17 protein-coding genes are annotated in these 21,525 nt (G+C 34.1%); 11 read left to right on the forward strand and 6 right to left on the reverse strand.

Annotation, left to right across the window (positions count from 1 at the left end; genetic code table 11):
- The first annotated feature begins 9 nt into the window (after window positions 1-9).
- Window positions 10-1,587: an HDOD domain-containing protein gene (locus BW942_RS04445; protein ID WP_000742439.1), complete on the forward strand. Its 1,578-nt coding sequence runs from the start codon at window positions 10-12 to the stop codon at window positions 1,585-1,587.
- Complete coding sequence (locus BW942_RS04450; protein ID WP_000675807.1) at window positions 1,584-2,396, forward strand: ABC transporter ATP-binding protein; 813 nt, start codon at window positions 1,584-1,586, stop codon at window positions 2,394-2,396. The genes BW942_RS04445 and BW942_RS04450 overlap by 4 nt, the downstream gene beginning before the upstream one ends.
- A 1,079-nt stretch (window positions 2,397-3,475) precedes the next feature.
- Here BW942_RS04450 and topA read toward each other — a convergent pair.
- The 4 genes from topA to BW942_RS04480 all read right to left on the reverse strand — a co-directional run bounded on the left by topA (window position 3,476) and on the right by BW942_RS04480 (window position 10,411).
- Window positions 3,476-5,317 carry a type I DNA topoisomerase gene (gene topA / locus BW942_RS04460; protein ID WP_000054706.1) on the reverse strand — a complete coding sequence of 614 codons (1,842 nt, stop codon included), beginning with the start codon at window positions 5,315-5,317 and terminating at the stop codon, window positions 3,476-3,478.
- A 1,543-nt stretch (window positions 5,318-6,860) separates the two neighbouring features.
- Window positions 6,861-7,790: a cysteine synthase A gene (cysK, locus tag BW942_RS04470; RefSeq protein ID WP_000644947.1), complete on the reverse strand. Its 930-nt coding sequence runs from the start codon at window positions 7,788-7,790 to the stop codon at window positions 6,861-6,863.
- A gap of 721 nt (window positions 7,791-8,511) precedes the next feature.
- Window positions 8,512-9,585, reverse strand: coding sequence for a hypothetical protein (locus BW942_RS04475; protein WP_000775723.1), 1,074 nt, complete (start codon window positions 9,583-9,585; stop codon window positions 8,512-8,514).
- A gap of 283 nt (window positions 9,586-9,868) precedes the next feature.
- On the reverse strand, window positions 9,869-10,411 hold the full coding sequence (locus tag BW942_RS04480; RefSeq protein WP_000841462.1) for a gamma carbonic anhydrase family protein: 543 nt from the start codon (window positions 10,409-10,411) through the stop codon (window positions 9,869-9,871).
- Window positions 10,412-10,520: 109 nt separating this feature from the next.
- On the opposite strand from BW942_RS04480, the gene lepB reads away from it, so the two are divergent.
- The 3 genes from lepB to BW942_RS04495 all read left to right on the forward strand — a co-directional run bounded on the left by lepB (window position 10,521) and on the right by BW942_RS04495 (window position 13,129).
- Window positions 10,521-11,081 (forward strand): signal peptidase I, encoded by a 561-nt coding sequence (gene lepB, locus BW942_RS04485; protein WP_000091635.1) that lies wholly within the window; start codon window positions 10,521-10,523, stop codon window positions 11,079-11,081.
- A 202-nt stretch (window positions 11,082-11,283) separates the two neighbouring features.
- On the forward strand, window positions 11,284-12,702 hold the full coding sequence (locus tag BW942_RS04490) for a PAS domain-containing sensor histidine kinase (protein WP_000230394.1): 1,419 nt from the start codon (window positions 11,284-11,286) through the stop codon (window positions 12,700-12,702).
- A gap of 4 nt (window positions 12,703-12,706) precedes the next feature.
- A complete protein-coding gene (locus BW942_RS04495; RefSeq protein WP_000791297.1) occupies window positions 12,707-13,129 on the forward strand; it encodes a response regulator in 423 nt (140 codons plus the stop codon).
- A gap of 480 nt (window positions 13,130-13,609) precedes the next feature.
- On the opposite strand, the gene BW942_RS04500 is transcribed toward BW942_RS04495, so the two are convergent.
- Window positions 13,610-14,032 (reverse strand): DUF6210 family protein, encoded by a 423-nt coding sequence (locus BW942_RS04500; RefSeq protein WP_001081499.1) that lies wholly within the window; start codon window positions 14,030-14,032, stop codon window positions 13,610-13,612.
- An 849-nt stretch (window positions 14,033-14,881) separates the two neighbouring features.
- Here BW942_RS04500 and gap point away from each other — a divergent pair.
- The 3 genes from gap to BW942_RS04520 all read left to right on the forward strand — a co-directional run bounded on the left by gap (window position 14,882) and on the right by BW942_RS04520 (window position 17,487).
- Window positions 14,882-15,889: a type I glyceraldehyde-3-phosphate dehydrogenase gene (gap, locus tag BW942_RS04510; RefSeq protein ID WP_000196721.1), complete on the forward strand. Its 1,008-nt coding sequence runs from the start codon at window positions 14,882-14,884 to the stop codon at window positions 15,887-15,889.
- Window positions 15,890-15,892: 3 nt separating this feature from the next.
- Window positions 15,893-17,083 carry a phosphoglycerate kinase gene (locus BW942_RS04515; RefSeq protein WP_000422649.1) on the forward strand — a complete coding sequence of 397 codons (1,191 nt, stop codon included), beginning with the start codon at window positions 15,893-15,895 and terminating at the stop codon, window positions 17,081-17,083.
- Between the two features lie 185 nt (window positions 17,084-17,268).
- Window positions 17,269-17,487 (forward strand): hypothetical protein, encoded by a 219-nt coding sequence (locus BW942_RS04520; protein WP_000570796.1) that lies wholly within the window; start codon window positions 17,269-17,271, stop codon window positions 17,485-17,487.
- 677 nt (window positions 17,488-18,164) lie between these two features.
- Here the strand turns inward: BW942_RS04520 and BW942_RS04525 are convergent.
- On the reverse strand, window positions 18,165-18,989 hold the full coding sequence (locus tag BW942_RS04525; RefSeq protein ID WP_001081206.1) for a hypothetical protein: 825 nt from the start codon (window positions 18,987-18,989) through the stop codon (window positions 18,165-18,167).
- A 622-nt stretch (window positions 18,990-19,611) separates the two neighbouring features.
- Between BW942_RS04525 and tpiA the strand changes: the two genes are divergently transcribed.
- The 3 genes from tpiA to lenA all read left to right on the forward strand — a co-directional run bounded on the left by tpiA (window position 19,612) and on the right by lenA (window position 21,520).
- Window positions 19,612-20,364: a triose-phosphate isomerase gene (tpiA, locus tag BW942_RS04535; RefSeq protein ID WP_001232578.1), complete on the forward strand. Its 753-nt coding sequence runs from the start codon at window positions 19,612-19,614 to the stop codon at window positions 20,362-20,364.
- 96 nt (window positions 20,365-20,460) lie between these two features.
- The gene (gene secG / locus BW942_RS04540; RefSeq protein WP_000931842.1) at window positions 20,461-20,796 is read left to right on the forward strand and encodes a preprotein translocase subunit SecG; all 336 of its coding nucleotides are present in this window, start codon (window positions 20,461-20,463) and stop codon (window positions 20,794-20,796) included.
- A gap of 67 nt (window positions 20,797-20,863) precedes the next feature.
- The gene (lenA, locus tag BW942_RS04545; RefSeq protein WP_001968241.1) at window positions 20,864-21,520 is read left to right on the forward strand and encodes an endostatin-like outer membrane lipoprotein LenA; all 657 of its coding nucleotides are present in this window, start codon (window positions 20,864-20,866) and stop codon (window positions 21,518-21,520) included.
- The last annotated feature ends 5 nt before the right edge of the window (window positions 21,521-21,525 follow it).

Consider the following 21,525-nt stretch of genomic DNA (forward strand, 5'->3'; position numbering starts at 1 on the left):
CAACATTACTTGAAAAAGAATACAAAATACCCCGGACAAAGATTTTCGGAAAGACTGGATTTATTTAGGAAACTTGAAAAAAATTGTTCCGAAACGGAAAAACTCATGTTAAACATACCGGAACTCACAGAGACCCTTTTAAGCGGAAAAGACATAGATGTAGAATACAAATTCGTTTCCGAAGAAGACCATCAACAGCTCTACAATTTATTACTCAATATTTTAGGAAAAATAGACAGACTCTTTTTAACGGAAGTAATTTCCACAGTCCTAAAAGAAATCTTGATGAACGCAAACAAAGCGAACGCGAAAAGAATTTTCTTTCTCAAAAAAAATTTAGACATTCATAACGCAGATCACTACTCGAAAGGAATGAGAACCTTTCAAGAGGAAATTACACATCATTGGGACGATCAAAAAGAAATTCTACAAAACAGCGGTTTTAAAATTCATTTCCGAGCCAAAATGATTAACAGTAGTTTGGCGATTTTAGTGGAAAATGATTCCGCACTTCTACCTCAGGAACTAGATCGTATTAAAAAAAGAATCGAGTCCGCTAAAAAATACAACGACCTTTCCGATGCGTTTATGGATATTTCCGATTCTCAAGAAAGTGCCGGACTTGGTTTAGTTTTAATTCAACTCCTTTTGAAAAATTCCGGAATAGGCTCTGATAAATTTAAAATCGATACAGATGGAAAACTGACTAGAGCGACTTTGATTGTACCTCAACAAATCGTTCCCATAGAAATTACTACCAAACTCAAAGAAAAAATTCTAATGGAAATTGAAGGACTCCCACCTCTTCCAAATACTTTGACTAGAATCATTTCTTTATGTAACAATCCAGATTCAGATTTAGGAATTATAGCGAGTGAAATCGAAAAAAATCCGGCCCTCAGTGTAGACTTGCTAAAACTTTCCAACTCGGCAGGATTTGCGAGTAGAAACAAAGTAAATACGATCGTTCAAGCGGTTAAAGTAGTAGGTCTTAAGAACGTAAGAAACCTTCTCTATGTTTCTGGAGTAAGGAAAATCATGGATGGACGTTATGCGAAATTACAAGAAGTTTGGAATCATTCCAACATGTGCAGTTTCTTTATTAGACAAATTGCAGGTAGAGGTGGTATGACTAGGGTTGCAGATATTGCCGCAGCAGGTGCACTTTTACATGATTTGGGAAAATTCATTTTACTTTCTCTCAATCAAAAATTATTCATCAAGCTGACAAACTATCAAAAAGACAGAGACTTCGGAAGTTCTACAATCTTAGAAGAGATTTCCATCGGAATTTCTCATCCAACGTTAGGTGCTCTTTTAGCCAAAAAATGGGATTTTCCTCCCGATTTAGTTCAAATGATAGAATTTCATCACAGACCTTTTATGAACGTCGGTGGCGTTTATCATGATTTAGTAGAATTGGTCTATCTAGCCAATATGATGATGGATTGTATCGATAAAAAAGCTTCTTTCTTTACGATAGATGAAACGATATTACATAAATACGATCTCGCAGATAAAAAAATCTTCGAAGAAACCTGTGAAAAACTTAGAAAGTTATACGAAATCGCACGTATGGAGAATTGAAAGGCGGTTTGAAAATCAATTCGTTATTATCCCTAGAAAAAATCAGCTATAAACCTACTGGAAAAACGATCTTAGATTCGGTAAGTTTTGAAATCAAAACAAACGAACACTGCGTTCTTTTAGGAAGAAACGGAGCTGGCAAAAGTACTCTCGTAAATCTGATCTACGGTATGATCTGGGCGACTTCCGGAACAATCCGTTTGTTCCAAGAAACCTATGGAGAAATAGCGATACAAGATTTGAGAAAAAGAATCGGTATTTTAGATTCTTCCCAACAAGAAAATTCAATTCAAAGAAAACTTACTGTAAAAGATACAATACTGACCGGGTTATTTCATACAATTGGTTATTACAGAGACCCGTCTCCGGAAGAAGAAACCAAAACGTTACAAATCTTAAAAGACTCGGATCTACTTTCTAAGAAGGATCAGTTATACAATACTCTTTCTTCAGGTGAAAAGAAAAAAATTTTATTTTTACGAAGTATAGTTAATGAACCGGACTTTCTCATCATGGACGAGCCCTGTTCTTCTTTGGATCTAACCGCAAGAGAAGACTTTTTAGGATTTTTAAAAGAATATCATTCTAAAAAAAAATTTACCTCTCTTTATATCACCCATAGGCCAGAAGAAATTCCGGATTTTTATTCCAAAGCGGTTTTACTAAAAGAAGGAAAAGTAATCCACTTCGGCCCGATTGAGGAATGTTTCACGGAGAAAAATCTAGAAGATCTTTACGATATTCCACTTCAAGTTCAAAGAATCGAAAACACTTGGTCAGTGATCCCAAAACAAAAACGAACCTATTAATCTATCATACTAAAAAAATCACATTCAAAATACATAAACAAGTGATTTGATTTTATTATTCATAACTATATAATAAAGTATCTAATATTTTGCATGGAACCAGCGTTTTGTGATAAAATTAATGGCACTCAATTTTATAGAAATCAGTAATATAAGAACTTGTTCCAAAATCTAAAGATGATTAAGATTTACTACTCGGACGCATGAATAGAATACTTGTGTTAGATTGTTTCAAAAATTTGAATATTTTGGTCTTGCTTTAAAATGTCGTAAATCCCGAATTTGCGGTATTTTTTAAGTATCACTAGTTTTTCGTAAATTAGGCCGTTAATAACTTGGTACTATTTTCATGCGTCCGAGTAGTAATGATGGATAAACTACTGAAAAGTTTACAAACGTCCAGATATGACGGCATTTGTGAGAACCCAATTCTCTATTAGAAATTTCTAAAGAATTATTGTTTATGTCCTTTATAGTTTTTGAGCAAAAATCTTACGTTTAATGTCCAAGATTCACTTTATAAAATTTATTTTTTCTATAAAAAACAAAATGTGGGAACTACCACTAGAAATTTTAGTGATTAAAAATCTGTTCAAAAGACTTAATTTGTAGGAACTACCACAAATTTAAATTTTACAGTAAAAGTTACAAAAACCCCAAGATTCTTAGAACGAAAAATCTTGGGTCGTAAAAATAAATGTAGGAACTCCTATTTTTTAAAAAACTTTCCCTAGTTTTTCTTACATAAAATCCACGTTTTATTAAAAGTTTCAAGGTAAATTACGTCTAGATTCTAAAACAAGTTTTCATTATTTATTCTTAACGAAATCTAAAAGAAGAAACTGCTGCCTAACACAGAGTTTTGACTATCATAATTTAGAACTCCATATAATACTTATATAATATAAAGATAATACTCTTTTTAAGATTCCAAGTTGATTTTTACTAAAATTAAAGTCACATAATCATATTACTAATTCCTACAAAATTAAATAGCATAAGTTTTTATTGTAAGAACCCGTTCCCGTTCCGTTTTAACGCAAGATACCGGGTGCTTTATTATATAACTATGAGTGGTTTTATTCCAAAGATTCAGGCAGTTCGTAACTTACAAATTCACAGTCTGGGAAACGATTGCATTGATAAAATTCTTTCTTTCGAGAGCTTTTTTTCTTTTGAAGGATGCCATTTCTACAAACAGGACAAATTCCCCAACCAGTCTCTTTTTTCTTTTGCAAAACCGTAGCCCATTCTTTTTGAAACAAAATGAATTTACTATTTTGAATTTGAGTTTGTAGGTCCAACCAAAGTCGGTTTAATATAGAATTAGAATCTATCTCTTTTTTTTCAATTCGATCCAAATCTGATTCTAATTCGGCGGTAAACTTTTCTCGAAAGAGTTCTCCAAAACTAGATTGTAAAAAGAAATTGACCTTCTCTCCCAATGAGAAGGGATAAAAAAATTTCTTTTCTTCATAAACATATTTTCGTTTCAAAAGTGTTTCTGAAACCGTAGCATAAGTGGAAGGTCGACCAATTCCTTGTTTTTCTAATTTTGCGACTAAAGTACCTTCTGAATATCTAGACGGCGGTTCCGTTTGTTTTTTTTCACACTCCACTTTCTGAAGGATAAATAATTCTCCCTTTTCCCAACTCGGATTAGTTTTTACATCCGCTTCGTTTAATATTTTGTAACCTGGAAAAATAGTTTTTTTGGTTTCTAATTGAAAACATTCCCCGGCAGCAAAAATGGAATATTCTATTTTTATAAATTCTTCTGCAGGAAGTAAGGACGAAATAGTTCGTTTCCAAATCAAATCGTAAAGAGCCGCCTCTTCTTTTCCTAAAAACTTTTTTATTTCTTTTGGAGTTAAAAAAGGATCCGTAACACGAATTGCTTCATGAGCATCTTGTATTTTTTTAGCTGATTTTCTAATTTTACGTTCAAGTGGACTGGCAAAAGTTTCACCCAATTCGGATAAAATCCAAGACCTTGCACGTTCAACAAACTCAGAACTTAAACGTACTGAATCCGTTCTCATATAAGTGATCAATCCATTTCTTTGGCCATTTCCTATATCCATTCCTTCATAAAGCCTCTGAGAGAGGCTCATTGTTTTTTTAGAAGAAAATCGTAATTTCTTAAAAGCTTCTTGTTGTAAACTAGCAGTTTGAAACGGAGGCGGAGGAAAAAGTTTTCCTAGAGTTTCTTTTTTTTCGGAGATACGAAGTTCCTTTTCTTTTTGAACATTTTGTAGGATTTGATCAGCTTTTTCTTTGGAAAAAATCCGATCGCCGGTTCTACTAAAAATTCCCACTATTCCTTTTTGATCAGTTCCATGCAATAGTATATTATAATATATTTCTATTTTAAAATTTCTAATTTCTTCTTCTCTTTCACAGATCCATTTTAACGCGACAGATTGTACCCTTCCGGCGGATAATCCAGGACCGATCTGTTTCCAAAGCACTGGACTGATAAAATAACCGATCAATCTATCTCCGATTCTTCTAGTTTTTTGTGCATCTACCAAAAATTCATTAATCGTATCTGGATTTTGTAACGAATTTAGAATCGCTTGTTTGGTAACCTCTGTAAAACGAATCCGAAAGACGTTTGATTTTTTTTGTAAACGATCTCTTATGTAGGCGCTTATAAATTCCCCTTCCCGATCTGGGTCCGTTGCCAGAAAAACTTTTTGAGATTGTTTTGCCGTTTTTATGATTTCAGAAAGTATCTTTTTTTTTCCGGGAAGAATTACGTATTCCGGTTCAAAACGATTTTTTAAATCTAATCCAAGAGTAGTTTTAGGTAGATCGGCTACGTGACCTAAGGTTGCTAAAATTCTAAATTCTTTCCCTAAATACCCAGCAATAGTTTTTGCCTTGGATGGGGATTCTACAATGATAAGTAAAGACACCGAATTCTTAAATTTTGGTTTGTTATCAGGTTTTCAACTAAATATCTTTTTTTTAAAATTCTGTTTTTTGATTTTAGAACCGAATAATAAATTGTTTTTAAAACGGTTTTTCTTTTGGAAGTAGTTCGCAATATTATGGACACATAAAAATAACACTATTCTGAACTTATTTAAAAACTTAGAATGTAGGACCTACTTCAAAAAAGCCAACAATCTGGGTTAACGTGAGTTCGGCGTAAGGATGTTTTATAAAAACCTGATTTTTCCATAAAAAATGAATGTTTAAAAATTTATTATGTGACTTAATCTGTGGGAACTCTCACAAAACTTAGGTTTGTCTGTAAAATGATGTGGGAGCTACTACAAATCACGATTTTACGAACAAATTCTAAAATTAGAGAAACTCATACTTTTAGAAATTTTTTCAGCCACCGAACTCACATCATTTTATAGTTCTGAGTAAAATCTTTTTTTGAAAACACCTAACTTCAGTTTTCTCTAATAAACTTTGGAAAACCTACTTTTGGATTTTTTAGAAATTGTTTTACTTTTTTTAAAGAACAGCCCATGTATTTAAAGATATATAAAAATCGCACCGAAAACCAGCGGTGAATTTTTACGCAAATTCCTTTCCGATTTATAACTGTTTTTGAGGGAATTTTACATCTGAACAAATTTATGACAATAGGTTCTTATACTAAAAAATCACTGAATTTATGAAATTTTAAAATGTATTTTTAAAGATGATAAAAAAGAAACTTTTTATTTCAAATCGAGCAAAATATAAACATACAATCAACAAATTAAACTATGATAAAGAATTTTAAAAAAATTGAATAGATTATTTAAGATCCATTAAAAATCCGTCTCAAAAACTAGAAGCTATAAGAACTTTTGCGTTTTTTCTTTAGAGTCACTTAAGAAGTTACAGAACACTCAATCAATAATTTACACATCGATCCTGTGAATTCGACAAAGAAAATAAAGACAAATCCGATTTTGCCGGACTACATTTTTAGCTCCAGTCAATAAACTGTATAAAATAAACATTATACGATATTTTGTATTACGTTCAATTTATTATAAAACGCGATCTGTTGAACGCTTCATAGGAGGTGAGATCTGAATTTCAAAGAGCGCTTTGCTGAGCTCCTCTACGTTTCAATCTATTTCGCATTGGATTCTATCGAACTTACGTAAAACGGGGCCAGTTTAGATCAATATTTAGATACCCAATTTATAGAGATGAAAGGAGCTTTTGCACATCACCCATGTATATAATAGAATATCGCAAATTTTTATTACAAAAGTTTGTTTTTATTCGAGCTTAAAATTAAATACTTTGTTATATAGTTATCAGAATCGAGATCAATTTTTAAATGAATCATGTAGAATAAATTATATATGTAAATAATCTAATTTACAGTTTTATAAACAATAAACAAAGACTAAGTTATATCTATAAATTCAAATGAAAAAAAGAAACCCCGGAATTATATACTCCGAGGTTTCCAATAAAGAAAATTTAGATCTAAAAAATCTGTTATGCGTTAGATGGAACAGGGAAAAGCCCTTCGATAGAAAGATACCTTTCTCCAGTGTCATAAGAAAAAGTTAATATTCTTGAACCTTCCGGAATTTCAGGCAATTTTTTTGCAACCGCTGCAAGTGCCGCTCCGGATGAAACTCCTATAAAAAGTCCTTCTTCTTTTGCCGCTCTTTGTGCATACTCAAACGCTTCGTCTTTACTAATTTGTATAGTTCCGTCTAAAAGATTTGTATGTAAATTTTTAGGAATAAATCCCGCACCAATTCCTTGAATCGGATGTGGTCCCGGTTTTCCTCCGGAGATTACTGGAGATGCTTCTGGTTCCACGGCAAACACTTTCAATTTAGGAAATTTTTGTTTTAGGACCTGCGCCACACCCGTGATATGTCCCCCAGTGCCGACACCTGTAATTACGTAGTCCAGCCCATCTGGAAAATCTTTTGCAATCTCTTGAGCGGTTGTTTCTACGTGAATCTTAATATTTGCTTCGTTTTCAAATTGTTGAGGCATCCACGCTTTTGGATTTTCTGCGACAATTTGTTTTGCCTTTTCGATCGCCCCCGGCATTCCTTTTTCTCTTGGAGTCAGTTCAAACTCCGCTCCGTACGCCGCCATAATTCTTCTTCTCTCGATACTCATAGATTCAGGCATAACTAAAAGTAACTTATAACCTTTAACCGCTGCAACGAGTGCTAAACCAATTCCAGTATTTCCAGAAGTAGGTTCTACAATGATGCTGTCTTTAGTAAGTTTACCTGTTTTTTCCGCGTCTTCGATCATGGAAAGTGCAATGCGATCCTTAATGGACCCGCCTGGATTGGATCTTTCTAATTTTGCATAAACCTCGCTTTTCGTATTAAACAAACGGTTAATTTTTACATGAGGTGTATTTCCGATCGTTTCTAAAATGTTCTTAGCTTTCATTTCTGTTTTCCTGCCTTTTACAAGCGTTCTTTTGGTTTCTATGTTGTTATATTAGACATTTATTTCAATATAACAAATGAATTCAAGAAAAAAACCTTTTTCACACTCTTTTTAACAAAAACTATAAAGGCTAACTTCGTAAGAGTTCCCACAAGTTCTAAATTCAACTCTAAAATCCAACGTTGTAAGAGTTCCCACAAATTCTAAATTCAACTCTAAAATCTAACTTTGTAAGAGTTCCCACAAGTTCTAAATTCAACTCTAAAATCTAACTTTGTAAGAGTTCCCACAAGTTCTAAATTCAACTCTAAAGTCCAACTTCGTAAGAGTTCCCACAAATTTAAATCCAACTCTAAAGTCTAACTTCGTAAGAGTTCCCACAAGTTCTAAATTCAACTCTAAAGTCCAACTTTGTAAGAGTTCCCACAAGTTCTAAATTCAACTCTAAAATCCAACTTTGTAAGAGTTCCCACAACTTTTAAATTCAACTCTAAAGTCTAACTTCGTAAGAGTTCCCACAAATTTTAAATCCAACTCTAAAGTCTAACTTCGTAAGAGTTCCCACAACTTTTAAGTTCAACTCTAAAATCTAATTTTGTAAGAGTTCCCACAAGTTCTAAATCCAACTCTAAAGTCCAACTTCGTAAGAGTTCCCTAAATTAAAATATTCATGTTTACTCAATTCATCTCTGAAAATGTAAGAACTCATACTAAATTCATTTTAAATTTCTTGTAAAACGATACTCTGTAAAAAAGACTCCGCTACCGGGCCAAACTCAATCCCAAGCCCACGAAAAACCGCATAAATCGTAGAAATATGAACGTTCGAATCACCAGGAGTCGCCGCATAACCTCGAATTTCATTTTTCAAAACTTCCAAAGAACCAAGTGGAATCACAGCATGAGAAAAAATTCTTCCATAAATCCCACGATCCCTTCCAGAAGAAAAAATGGAATTGGTAGAAATTAACTCTGTCGTAGAAAGATACGGATCATTTTGTAATCTTCTGAGAACGATTTCCTTTGAAATCGTTCTTTTGAGTCGAAATCGAAATCGAACCAAATGCATATAAGGAGAATTGATTGTAACCGAAGAAGAAGTCAGAGGCAATTTAATCCCAACTTGGGAATAGAGTTCGTTTAACAATCGACTGTGATGTGTTCCCCATTCTGCCTCTGGTTTTACAAGCAAGGGTCCGGTGACGTGCGGATCATCCTTTGCCATATCTGCATCTCTTCTAATCACTATAAAATCTGCTTCTTTTAAAATAGATTCTAATTCTTGAAGAGACTCCTCCATCAATAAACGAAGAGAACCCGCCAGTGTATGTGTATTACACGTAGAAACGTGTAAAAACTTAGGAAGTTTTTCTTTTTCCAAAAAAGATCTTACATCCGGATATAAAAACTGAGGCCCGAATTTATGTTCACTTCCCTGAGCTATAAACATTTTTATTTTAGAATATTCTAATGTACTATACTCTTCAATTCTAGAATCAGCAATTCCAGGAGGAGAACAATCACATAAAACCACAGAGTATCCTATGGCTTCTTTTTTAGATAAAAATTCCGGAAAAAAGTCCTTTACTCTATTTTCTCCAGTATCAACTACAATACCTCCTTTTTCGATAAGAGAAAGAATGGCAGGAATTTCTGATTTTTTAAGCTGATGAGGTTCTATATAAACTTGAAATTTTTCCAACTTTCCCTGAAGCAACAACAACAAAGAAGCAAGAGGCCAGCCGATCACTCCAATTCCCCGAATATATACACCAGGTTTATCTTGTAGTTTCATAGATCATTCCTCGTTTTTATCCAGAATCGATCGTCATCAATATGTATATTTTGTAAAATGAAGAACATCCAAAAAAATCGTAGATAGTGTCAAAAATGAATTGGAAATAATTCATAAAAGCAAATTGGAAGATTTGGTTTTATAAAAAAATATTCAAAAAATATTTTCATTTATGTAAGTGTGTACAAAATATCTTCCATTTTTTATTTATCAAACATAGATTGTTTTGAAACCATTTTTCATAAAACGGGACAAACATTCATACCTTTCTAAATGATTGCTTTTAACCTCTATTATAAAACGGATCTTGCATATAATTTTCCTTATATTTGATATAATTATTTGTTGTACGTACGATAATTTCTTTTTCCTTATCAGTAATATCTCGAATGATTTTTCCAGGAGATCCCATAACAAGAACTCCGGGAGGAATTTTTTTTCCAGGTGTTACTAAAGCCCCAGCTCCTATAAAAGCGAACTCTCCCACTTCTACGTCATCCATCAAAGTTGCACACATTCCTACAAAAGAATTATCTTTCAACTTACATCCGTGTATAGTCGCCCTATGTCCAATCGATACGTTATTTCCAATTTCTACCGGATACACATCCCTTGCGACATGAATGACAGTAAGATCTTGAATGTTTACATTTTCCCCGATTCGAATGTAATTGACATCCCCTCTCACTAAAGTCTGAAACCAAATGGATGAATTTTTTCCAATCACCACATCTCCTACAACTTGAGAACCTGGAGCCAAAAAAACGGACTCATGAATTTGAGGTTTTTTTCCCATATACTCCAGAATTTGATTATTTGATTTCATCAATCCTTCCTCTCTTTCTTCCTACAGATCTTTCTTTTAGAGACTTCAAAACAAGTCTAAAAAAAAGATTTTCTTTTGACCCAATTTCAATTGGAAAAAAAATGCACGCATGAGTAGAAGTTCTTCCAACCAAGAAAAAGAAAAAAGGGAAAAAATAAAATCCATTCTCAAACAAGCCGGAATCGGACTTTTGATCGGTTTAAGTATTGCGATTTTGATTCGATCCTTTCTTTTTTTTCCATTTACGTTGGAAACCAAAGACATGCTTCCTACTTATTCCCCTGGAAAAAGAATTTATTTCCATAGGTTTGTAAATCGTTCCAATCTCTATCTTGGAGATTTAGTTTTAGTCAAACATCCAACTCAAGAAGGTAAGGTAGTTTTTTCCAGGATCTCCGGAAAACCAGGAGACACAGTTCAAATGAAAAATAAGATCTTGTATCGTAATAATCATCCAGAAGATATTTCTGGTGTTGGGAGTGGCTTTACACTTCAGTTCGAAGATAAACGAGGAGCATTTCCCTCCAGTTTTTCTGGCAGAGACAACGGAGAACCTTTGATTCTTAAAGACCGAGATTATTTTCTTCTCTGCGACAACCGAGATTCTTGCTCCGACTCCAGAGATTTTGGTCCAATTCCTATAGAAAACATATTAGGAAAAGCGTTCTAAACTTTTATTTCAGACTTTCTTTTTTTACTTTTCGATTTTTATTTTCATCTTTTTCGTGCCGATATTATAAATTCAAATATTCTAATTTACTATTTGACACAATTTTACCATTGTGATACTTTTAGCGGGTTCAATTTCCCTTTTCCTACTTTAAGAGTGAAATCCCGTGACGATAAAACATTCAGAACTTACATTTCAATTGATGGTAGAATCTGTTCCAAATGCAATTCTATTATTAAATCGGGACGGTAAGATTGTTTATATCAACAATCAAGCCGAGAAATTATTCAAATACGAACGCACTGAGTTGATAGGACAAGTTGTAGAAGAGCTTCTTCCTCATCGTTATCGCAAGAATCACCCGACTTTCAGAAATTCTTTTTTTCTTTCTCCTAAGGTTCGACCTATGGGTGCGGGCAGAGATCTTTTCGGTCTTAAAAAAGACGGAACAGAATTCCCAATAGAAATTGGTTTAAATCCAGTGGTAACCGCAGATGGTACTCTCGTTTTGGCTTCTATTATAGACATTACAGAAAGAAAAAAAGCGGAACAGAGATTTCGTCTCGTAGTAGAATCCGCGCCCAATGCGATGGTTTTAGTCAACTCGGAAGGAACAATTGCTCTCGTAAATACACAAACAGAAAAACTATTCGGTTACGAAAGAGAAGAATTGATTGGTGCAAAATTAGAAATATTACTACCAGAACGTTTTCGAGAAGCACATCCAGATCGTAGAAATCAATTTTTTCTTTCTCCTACCGTTCGCTCTATGGGTGCAGGAAGAGATTTATTCGCCCGAAAAAAAAACGGCTCCGAAGTTCAGGTAGAAATCGGTCTCAACCCGATAGACACAGACGAAGGTATTATGGTTCTTGCTTCGATCATTGACATTACGGAAAGAAAAAATCAAGAAACCACTTTGATTCGAAAAAACGAATTGGAAGTCAAAAACAAGGAACTGGAACAATTTGCATTTTTAGCGTCTCACGATTTACAAGAACCTTTAAGAACGGTATCTAACTATATTCAAGTTTTGGAAGAAGATTACGGCAACACATTTGATTCCAACGCAACCCGTTATCTAAAAACGATCGATCAAGCAACCAAACGGATGAGCGTTTTAGTAAAAGCTCTTCTTATGTATGCAAGAATTGGTAGAGATCAAAAATTAGTGTTTACAGATTTAAATCGTATTCTTTCCGAAGTTCTTTCGGATTTAGAAAATCTGATTCTCAATTCCAATGCAAAAATTATCTCAGATCCACTTCCAAGTATGAATGTATACGAAGTAGAATTCAGACAACTCATTCAAAATCTAATTTCTAATGCGATCAAGTTTTCTAAAAAAGGAATCGATCCTGAAATTAGAATTCGTTGTGAAAAAGAAGAAGACTACTGTCACTTTTCAGTTCAAGACAACGGAATCGGAATCGATTCCAAATATGTAGATAGGATTTTCTTTATATTCCAAATACTGCATCTTAAAGAAGAATACGAAGGCCATGGGATCGGGTTAGCACATTGTAAAAAAATTATAGAATTACACAATGGTCGTATTTGGGTCGAATCCGACTCGGAAGTAGGAAGTAATTTTCACTTTATCATTCCTAATTTAAATTAAACTTATGAAAAACAAAAAGTTAAAATGTATTCTTCTCATTGACGATAACCAAGATGATAATTTTTTCCATGAAAGAGTTATCTATAAAGGAAGTTATGCGGAAAAAGTAGTCACAAAACAGTCCGGTCAGGAAGCTCTGTTTTTTTTAAAAAATAAATTCAATAATATAGAACCATTTCCAGACCTCATCTTTCTGGATATTAATATGCCTGGTATGAACGGTTGGGAATTTTTAGAAGAATATAAAAAATTAGATCAAGAATTTCAAACTAGCACGATCATCATCATGTTAACTACTTCGGACAATCCGGATGATAAAAATAAATTCAGCCACTTTGGTTCCACTTCGGATTTTAAAACCAAACCTCTTACCAATGCGATGTTAGATGAAATTTTAGAAAGATATTTTTCTGAGTCGGTTTCTTAAACGTTTTGATTTGAAAGAATCTTTAAGTTTTATTAAAATTCTAAAATTTCAAAACTGGTTTTGTAGAAAAAAACTTTCGTGTTTCTCAATTCAATCAAAAATAAAAATTGGGGCGACATTGTAAAATCAAAAGATCACATATTCTTAAACCATTTCTGAGTATCGATTTGCAAAAGTATCTTTAATTCACAAACCAAGATTTTATTCTAAAATAAAAGACAAATTAGGACAAAGCCGAATTTTTAAAGGTTTCCTCGTAAAATCAAATTTGTGTGAGTTCCCACTAATCACGTCTATTACCAGTTTTTATCCGTCTTTTCGTTGTTAGGTTCAAAACAAATCCAAATGTAGCAGTTCCACTACTTTTAAGTTTATGGTTTTAAAAAATTTTTATTGGAGTTAATTTTTCTTCCGTTTCTTTTTCATAGGAATGAACGGATAATTCTATTTTACTAATAGTAGATAAGAGTTTTTTTATTTTTAATCGCTATTTCCCCAAGTAAGAATTCCGGACTTTTCCAAAAAACCAGAATAGATTTGATATTCCAAATCTCCCTTTTGCAATAAAAGTTCCATATAAATCCAAGCTTCGTGTGATTGAAGTAACTTACTTCGATTGACTTTTAAATAATAAAACGGTTTCAAAAGTGAATCTATAAAATCCGCTGTTTCCTCATCAATACCATCATTACACCAACTTCTCCACTTTGGTCCCGTAAAGTATTTCTGTAAACTTTGCTGAATTTTATTTTCTAAATCTTCAAGCGGAACCAGAACCCCTTCCACTTCAGGTTGTAAACAAGCATATCCTCCAGTTTGATTTGAATAGATGATCCCGGTTTGGTATTCAATAATCAACCCGATGTTTTCCATTCCCCAAAGTCTAATGATCGGTCGATTCATAATTGTACCCTATCTATTTTAATCATCGAACAATCTTGAATTGCAAAACTTGCAAATCTTCTAATAGATTCCTCTTTTATTTTTGAAATCATTTCCACCAGATGCTACTCATAACTATATAATAAAGTACCTAATATTTTACATGGAATCAGCGTTTTGTGATAGAATTAACGGTACTTATTTTTATAGAGATCGTAATGAGAACAAATTTGGATAAAATCGATTTCAGAAAAACAAATATCTTTTACAAACTTTCATTTTTTCTAGGCAGCGTGAATTCAATCGAGAAGCTTTTATCAAAAGCGGTCCTAAAGTTAGGACAGCTTCTTCCAGTTTGATTTTTCCGATAAAGTACAATGATTGGATTTTGGGATGAACGGTTGTAAAAAAAATGTGGGAACTCCCATATTTTTTTAGTCTTTAGATACCAAAAGATCAATGCAAGGTACTAAGAGCTGATCCATCTATTTGATTTTACAGTTTCTAAATATGGGAACTCTTATAAAATTTCAAACATACAAACTTTGAACCTCCACTGTAAACTACTACTTTTTCCCTATACTGAACTTATGTTAAATCACAAAAAACGCCTATCAAAGGCAAATGGATACAAACAAATTTCTCGTAAAAAACCGGGAGCTCATTCCTGAATTCTCCAGAAAAAACAGATTTTCAAGAGAATTGTCCGGAAAATACTGTATCCAAATCTTAGAAAAATTCTCCTACGGGAGACCTTAAAATAAGAACTTTGTCCTCAAAGGACGATAAATCTTGCGACTTTGGACCTTTTATAAAAGAAAATTTGAATTTTAGGACAAGCCGTAAATCTAAAACAACGAAGGGAAAAAAATGACCAGAATAGCCATCAACGGATTTGGAAGAATTGGAAGACTCGTTTTCCGTGCAGGAATCAAAGACCCCAATTTAGAATTTGTCGCCATCAATGATTTAGTGACTCCTGATAACCTGGCCTACTTACTCAAATACGATTCCACTCACGGAAGATTTCAAGGAACCGTTGAACATACTGAAAAAGAACTAATCGTAGACGGAAAAAAAATACTATGTGTTTCCGAAAGAGATCCTGAAAAACTTCCTTGGAAAGATCTCAAAGTAGATTACGTAATAGAATCTACCGGTCTTTTTACAGATAGAGTCGGCGCCGAAAAACATATCAAAGCTGGCGCTAAAAAAGTAGTGATATCTGCTCCTGCAAAGGACAAAGATATTCCTACTTTCGTCATGGGTGTAAACAACGAAAAATACAATCCTTCTAATGATCACATTGTATCTAACGCTTCCTGCACTACCAACTGTCTCGCACCAATCGTAAAAGTGGTTTTGGACAACTGGGGAATCGAAGAAGGTCTAATGACTACAATTCATGCAACCACTGCTACTCAACCTACCGTAGACGGACCTTCTAAAAAAGATTTCCGTGGAGGAAGAGGAGCCATGCAAAATATCATTCCTGCGTCTACCGGTGCCGCAAAAGCGGTTGGGCTTTGTATCCCAGAAGTCAACGGTAAACTGACTGGAATGTCGTTTCGAGTTCCTACTCCTGACGTTTCCGTAGTAGACTTAACCGTTAGAACTACAAAAGAAACTTCTCTGAAAGAAATTTCCGCTAAGATGAAAGCTGCTTCCGAAGGTGCTATGAAAGGAATTCTTGGTTATACCGAAGATATGGTAGTTTCTAACGATTTCGTAAGTTCTACACTTTCTTCTATCTTTGATATGGACGCCTGTATCGAACTCAATTCTAGATTTTTTAAATTAGTCTCCTGGTATGATAACGAAATGGGTTACTCCAACCGGGTTTTAGATCTGATCCGCTATATGGCGAAAAAAGGTTAATTCATGGAATTACCTAGACTTGAAAATGTAGATCTCTCAGGAAAGAGAGTTTTCCTGAGAGTAGATTTTAACGTTCCAGTAGAAAATGGAAAAGTTACAGACAAAACTAGAATTGAAAAGACTCTTCCTACAATCGAACTTCTGATTAAAAAAGGCGCAAGGATAATTATTGCGAGTCACTTAGGAAGACCCAAAGGACAAGTAAATCCTGAATTTTCTTTGGCGCCAGTAGTTGAAACTTTCCAAAGTCTTGTAAAATCTAAGGTTTATTTTTCTAAGACAGTAATCGGAGAAGACGCGATTAAACTTTCTAAAGAACTTAAAAACGGCGAAATTTTAGTAATTGAAAACGTTCGTTTTCATAAAGAAGAAGAGGAAAATGATCCTGGTTTTTCCAAAAAACTTGCTGCGTTAGCCGACATCTATGTGAACGACGCTTTTGGGGCAGCCCACAGAGCGCACTCTTCCACCGAAGGAATTGCACGTCTACTTCCTGCATATGCAGGTCTTCTAATGCACAAAGAGATCTTAGAACTTTCTGCGCTTCTGCATAAACCGGCTCGTCCATTTGTGGCGATCATAGGAGGTTCCAAAGTTTCCACTAAGATCAAGGTCCTAACCAATCTATTCGACAAGGTAAATCATCTTCTCATTGGTGGTGGAATGGCTTATACGTTTTTAAAGTCCAGAGCGATCCCTATTGGAAATTCACTCGTGGAAAAAGAATTCGAAGTTCAAGCCTTTCAGTTAATCGAAAAAGCAGGCGTCGCTGGTATCGATTTACAACTTCCGGTAGATCACATCATTGGAGATCAGTTTAACGAAAAGGCAAAGACCAAGTCCGTAGATAAGATGGGAATTTTAGACGGTTGGATGGGAATGGATATAGGCTCTAAAACGGTTTCTAACTACGAAAAGATTATTAAAAACGCTGGTACGATTTTTTGGAACGGGCCAATGGGTGTTTTTGAAATGGATAAATTTGCGAGTGGGACTATGGCAATCGCCAAAGCAGTCGCTAAATCCAAGGCAAAAACAGTTGTAGGTGGAGGAGATTCCATCGCTGCAATCAACAAAGCTAGAGTTGCAGATAAAATTACTCATATCTCAACTGGCGGTGGAGCTTCCCTCGAATTTATGGAAGGTAGAAAACTTCCAGGAGTAGAAGCCCTTAAGAAAAAAACTTCCGAGTAAGTTCGAATTCAAAGTGTTTTTACAATCAAACCTTACAGCCGGGCATCCGCCAATCTCAGCCACCTAGGAGCAACAGTGTTGCTCCGAAGCGAGATTAGGACTCTCGTGTGGAGCAAAGGCGAAACACAAAGTCTTAGATGGAAACCACCGAACTTGCGTTGCTTTAAAATTATATAAAGTTTTGTATGATTGAAAAACGATCTCGATTTGAGATACAACCACCTTGGATCGTATATTCTAATAGCTCTCCATACTGGAGTGGGTGGAGACAAGGTGAAAGCGAGTTTTGGTTTTACAACGTCTGGTTGCCTTTTTGGGAAAATTTGGGAACTAACGATAAAATTCTCTATCTCGAAGATTGGATTCCTCCTGTGGACTGGAATCTTTATTTGGCTCAACATTAGAATTTCATTTAGCTTTTTCTTTTCGATTCCATACTTTGTATTGAAAACAAATATTTAAAACTAACCAAATTACGACGGTTTATTTAACATCAATTCCACGTAAGAAAATTTGGGTGAATCCGACTTTGCCAGACCGCGCCTTCAGTTGCAGTCAATCAATTGCATAAAAGAAATGTAATACAATATTTCGTATTTAGTTTCAATTGATTATAACGTGAGCAGGCAGTAAGAGATTCGTTTTATAAAAACCTGATTTTTCCATAAAAAATAAATGTTTAAAAATTTGTAATACGACTTAATCTGTGGGAACTCTCACAAATCGTGGGTTTACCAGTTAAACTGGAAAATCGTGGGAACTACTATGAACTATAAAAAAAATCTTTTTCTAATCATATTTTGTACAAAACTGCTGTTTTGCGTTTACGGTCATAATCCCATTTTAACGTGAGTTCAACTGAAAAGACCTTTCTAAAAGTATGAGTTCCTACAATTTTAGAATTTGTTCGTAAAATCATGATTTGTAAGAATTCTCATATCATTTTAGAGACAAACCTAAGTTTTGTGGTAGTTCCCACATTTAAGGAATCGATCTATAAAGTTTAGATTTCAACTTTTTTCAGAATTATTTCGATTCTATAAATATTATTTTCTAAGATCATCTTCTGATTACTTCTTTTCTATCTATATAAAGGTTCTTTTAACTTGTAAGTACATCTTAGAATATCTGGAAATTTAGATCCAAATTGATAACGTAAAACTTTTTTTCCTGAATGATAAAACGATTTCTGAAGTCCTAAATTCTTTATTTTGTAACCGTTTTTTTGTAATCCAAAACAAGTGAGTTTACGATGTATTCCCCAAATAAAAAATTTTCGTTCCTCCGGAATACTCATTTCAAACGTAAGTTGAAAATTTTCGGAAACCCACTCCTTTGCAGGCCAAAGATCATATTCTACTATTCCCCAAAAATCAGAATCTCCAAAAGAAAGATATCCAAAACCGGTCTCATTTTGACCCGGACGCATCTGATATCTAATTTCAATTTCTTGAATTCCTTCTTCTAAATTTAGCAGAAACTCTGCAACATGAGGTAAACCGTAACTTTTATTCCAGTTATATTGTACTATCCTAAAATCAAAAAGCTCCTTTCTAGAAAGATCCGGCTTAGATTTGACTGAAATTACTTTTTGATCCTGAAAAATTTCCAAGTCAGCTGACTCAGGTAATACAAACGCAAAAAGATAACCTCCTTTTTGAATCGAATTGATTTTATAATTGGCCCGGATCGAACATCGATTTTCGCAAGTAATTTCTAATTTTTCTCCTAACAACTTTACGTTTTTTGAATATGCGTATAAAATACTTCCAGGCGGGGCTTTTACCGCTTTGGGCGCCCTACTATTGGATTTTATCGGTAATGTAACTGTAACAGCCATAGTTATCATCAATTGAATACAGATCTTTTGAAAAATCTGCTTCCCTAAATATATCATTCTATTCATCTAATACTCAATCCATTCCATTTAAATTTCAAAATTTATAATATTACTTTTATATACCCATTTTAATGTGAAAGACACTTAGAACTTGTCCCAAAACCTCAAGATGTGGGACTCACACAAAAATTTAACAATATTAGAATTACTTGAAAGTTCGCAAATTACCAAATGTGACGGTTTTTGTAGAAACTATTGTGTTTTATTAAAAATTTCTAAAGAACTATCATGTAAATTCTTTAAGGTTTTGGGACAAGTTCTTATTATTAAAAACAACCAATTAACGGTAATTTTTCGATCTTTCATACTGTTTGCGTAAGAAATTTGAAGGAACAACGAAAACGTCCATTTCTATGAGCGCTCGAAAAAGTTGATAAATTGGATTCGACTTTTTTAGAAATCTTAAATGATTTAAAATTGTTTGATTTGAGCTAAAAGTATGGTAGTCGAGTTTTTTGAATTCTAAGTTTTACCCGATCATGAGCCCTATATATTTTTAGAAAGCGGATTTTTTTTATTTTCTCAAGGTTTTAAATTCGATCAAAAGTTTCAAAAATTCTTGTAGGGATTTCCCTTTCCTAAAAACTTTTCCCAGTTCAATTGTACTCATCTTTCAAACGAGGAAATTATGCGTAAGACAATTATTGCAGGAAACTGGAAAATGAATTTATCTCTTAAAGAAGCCGTTTTCCTAGCACATTCGATCCGAGAAAAAATTCCATCCATTTCTAAAGATAAAGTCTCGATGGTATTTCCTTCTACTCTTCATCTTGAAAACGTTTCCAAAATATTAGAAGGTAGCAGTGTAATTGTTGGAGCCCAAAACTGTTATCACTCCGGACTTGCAGCTTTTACCGGCGAAACCTCTCCCGATCAACTGAAAGAAATTGGTGTTAAAGTTGTAATGGTCGGTCATTCGGAACGTCGTCAATTTTTAGGAGAGTCTAACTTTTTTTGTAACGATAAAATCCGTTTTCTTTTAAAGAACGAATTTACAGTCCTTTATTGTGTTGGAGAAACTCTCTCCGAAAGAGAATCCGGTAAAACATTGGAAGTACTGTCTTCTCAAATTAGAGAAGGTTTAAAAGGAATTGATAGCGTATTTTTTTCCAATTTAATTCTGGCTTATGAACCAGTTTGGGCCATTGGAACCGGAAAAGTTGCCACCCCCTCTCAAGCCCAAGAAGTACATTCTTTTATTCGTAAAGAAATTTCTGGTCTTTTTGTAGGCGCCTCTTCTATTTCAGAATCCATTTCTATTCTCTACGGTGGTTCTGTAAAACCAGACAATATTCAAGATCTATTAAAAGAAAAAGATATAGATGGGGGTTTAGTTGGAGGAGCCAGCCAAAAAATCAGTTCCTTCGCTGGACTTTTCTAAACTCGAATTGGAAAACACTTCAGATGAGTATTTTAATTGTCACTCTCTGAAGGATTCATAATCTGGCAAAGGATTCATTTTTTTTCAGGTATTTATATGTTAAACGGCGTCATTCTAACCCTTTTTGTTTTTGTTTCTCTCTTTTTGGTTTTGCTCGTTATGATTCAAACCGGCAAGGGAGGAGGACTTCTTGGAGGAGGCTCCAGTCAATCTGTATTTGGCTCTTCCACCGCGGATGTTCTTACTAAGGCCACTCGAGTAACAGCGATTTTATTCATCGTACTTTCTCTTCTTCTTTCCTTCCTCTTCGCTAAAAAAGAAGACAAACTGATGCCGGAAACGACTCCCACATTAACCGCGCCACCAGAGGAAACCAAAAGTGAAACGAACACTCAGAATCCTGATTCGACTCTTCCAAAGGCCAGTCCTTAATTTAAAATCCAAACTAATTTTAGATGGGCTTTTTTTTGACCTGAGAAGTCCTATTTGGAATCAAGTATTGGTTTTATTTTTTATAGGTTTCTTATTACTAAACACTTCTATCTATCCTCAAAACAAAGAAGAAAACTTTCATAAAAACAAATCTTCTTCTGACACTGCTTCTATTTTAAATCGAAAAATTTTAAAGATCTACGAAGAGCTAGGTATCGCCAGAGAATTGTTGAAATTAGAAAGAATGGAATCGATTCCCAGCGGAACCTTTGTTACGTTTCTTGGAACCTATCCAAATCGCAAAGGAATTAAGGTTGCTAAACATTCCATTCAAGAAGGTAAAAACGGAATCGAAAAAGCGGAAAGTAAATCGATTCTATTAGAATTTACCGGAACCACTCTTTCTAAAGTGATTACTGAAGTTAAATCGGAAAATATGGACGGTTCCGATATAACACTGATTCGCCTAACGGATGAAACTCCTCTAGATCAGGACGTAGATGACATTCTTTTACATGCAGATAAAAACGGTAAAGAAGTTCGTTATCCAATCCAACTTCTTGCGGACAATCGAGAAAGGTCAGAGTTCAAACAAGAATTTTATATCAAACTTCTGGAAGACTTTCTAATTCAGCTCTTAAGGCTTCAAGAAATGCAAAGCCAAGAATCAGCAAAAAATAAAAAAAAGTTACTGCAAACTTTTAAAGATTCTCTACAATATTGAATCTT

This window comes from Leptospira interrogans (genome assembly GCF_900156205.1).
Taxonomy (GTDB): Bacteria; Spirochaetota; Leptospiria; order Leptospirales; family Leptospiraceae; genus Leptospira; species Leptospira interrogans.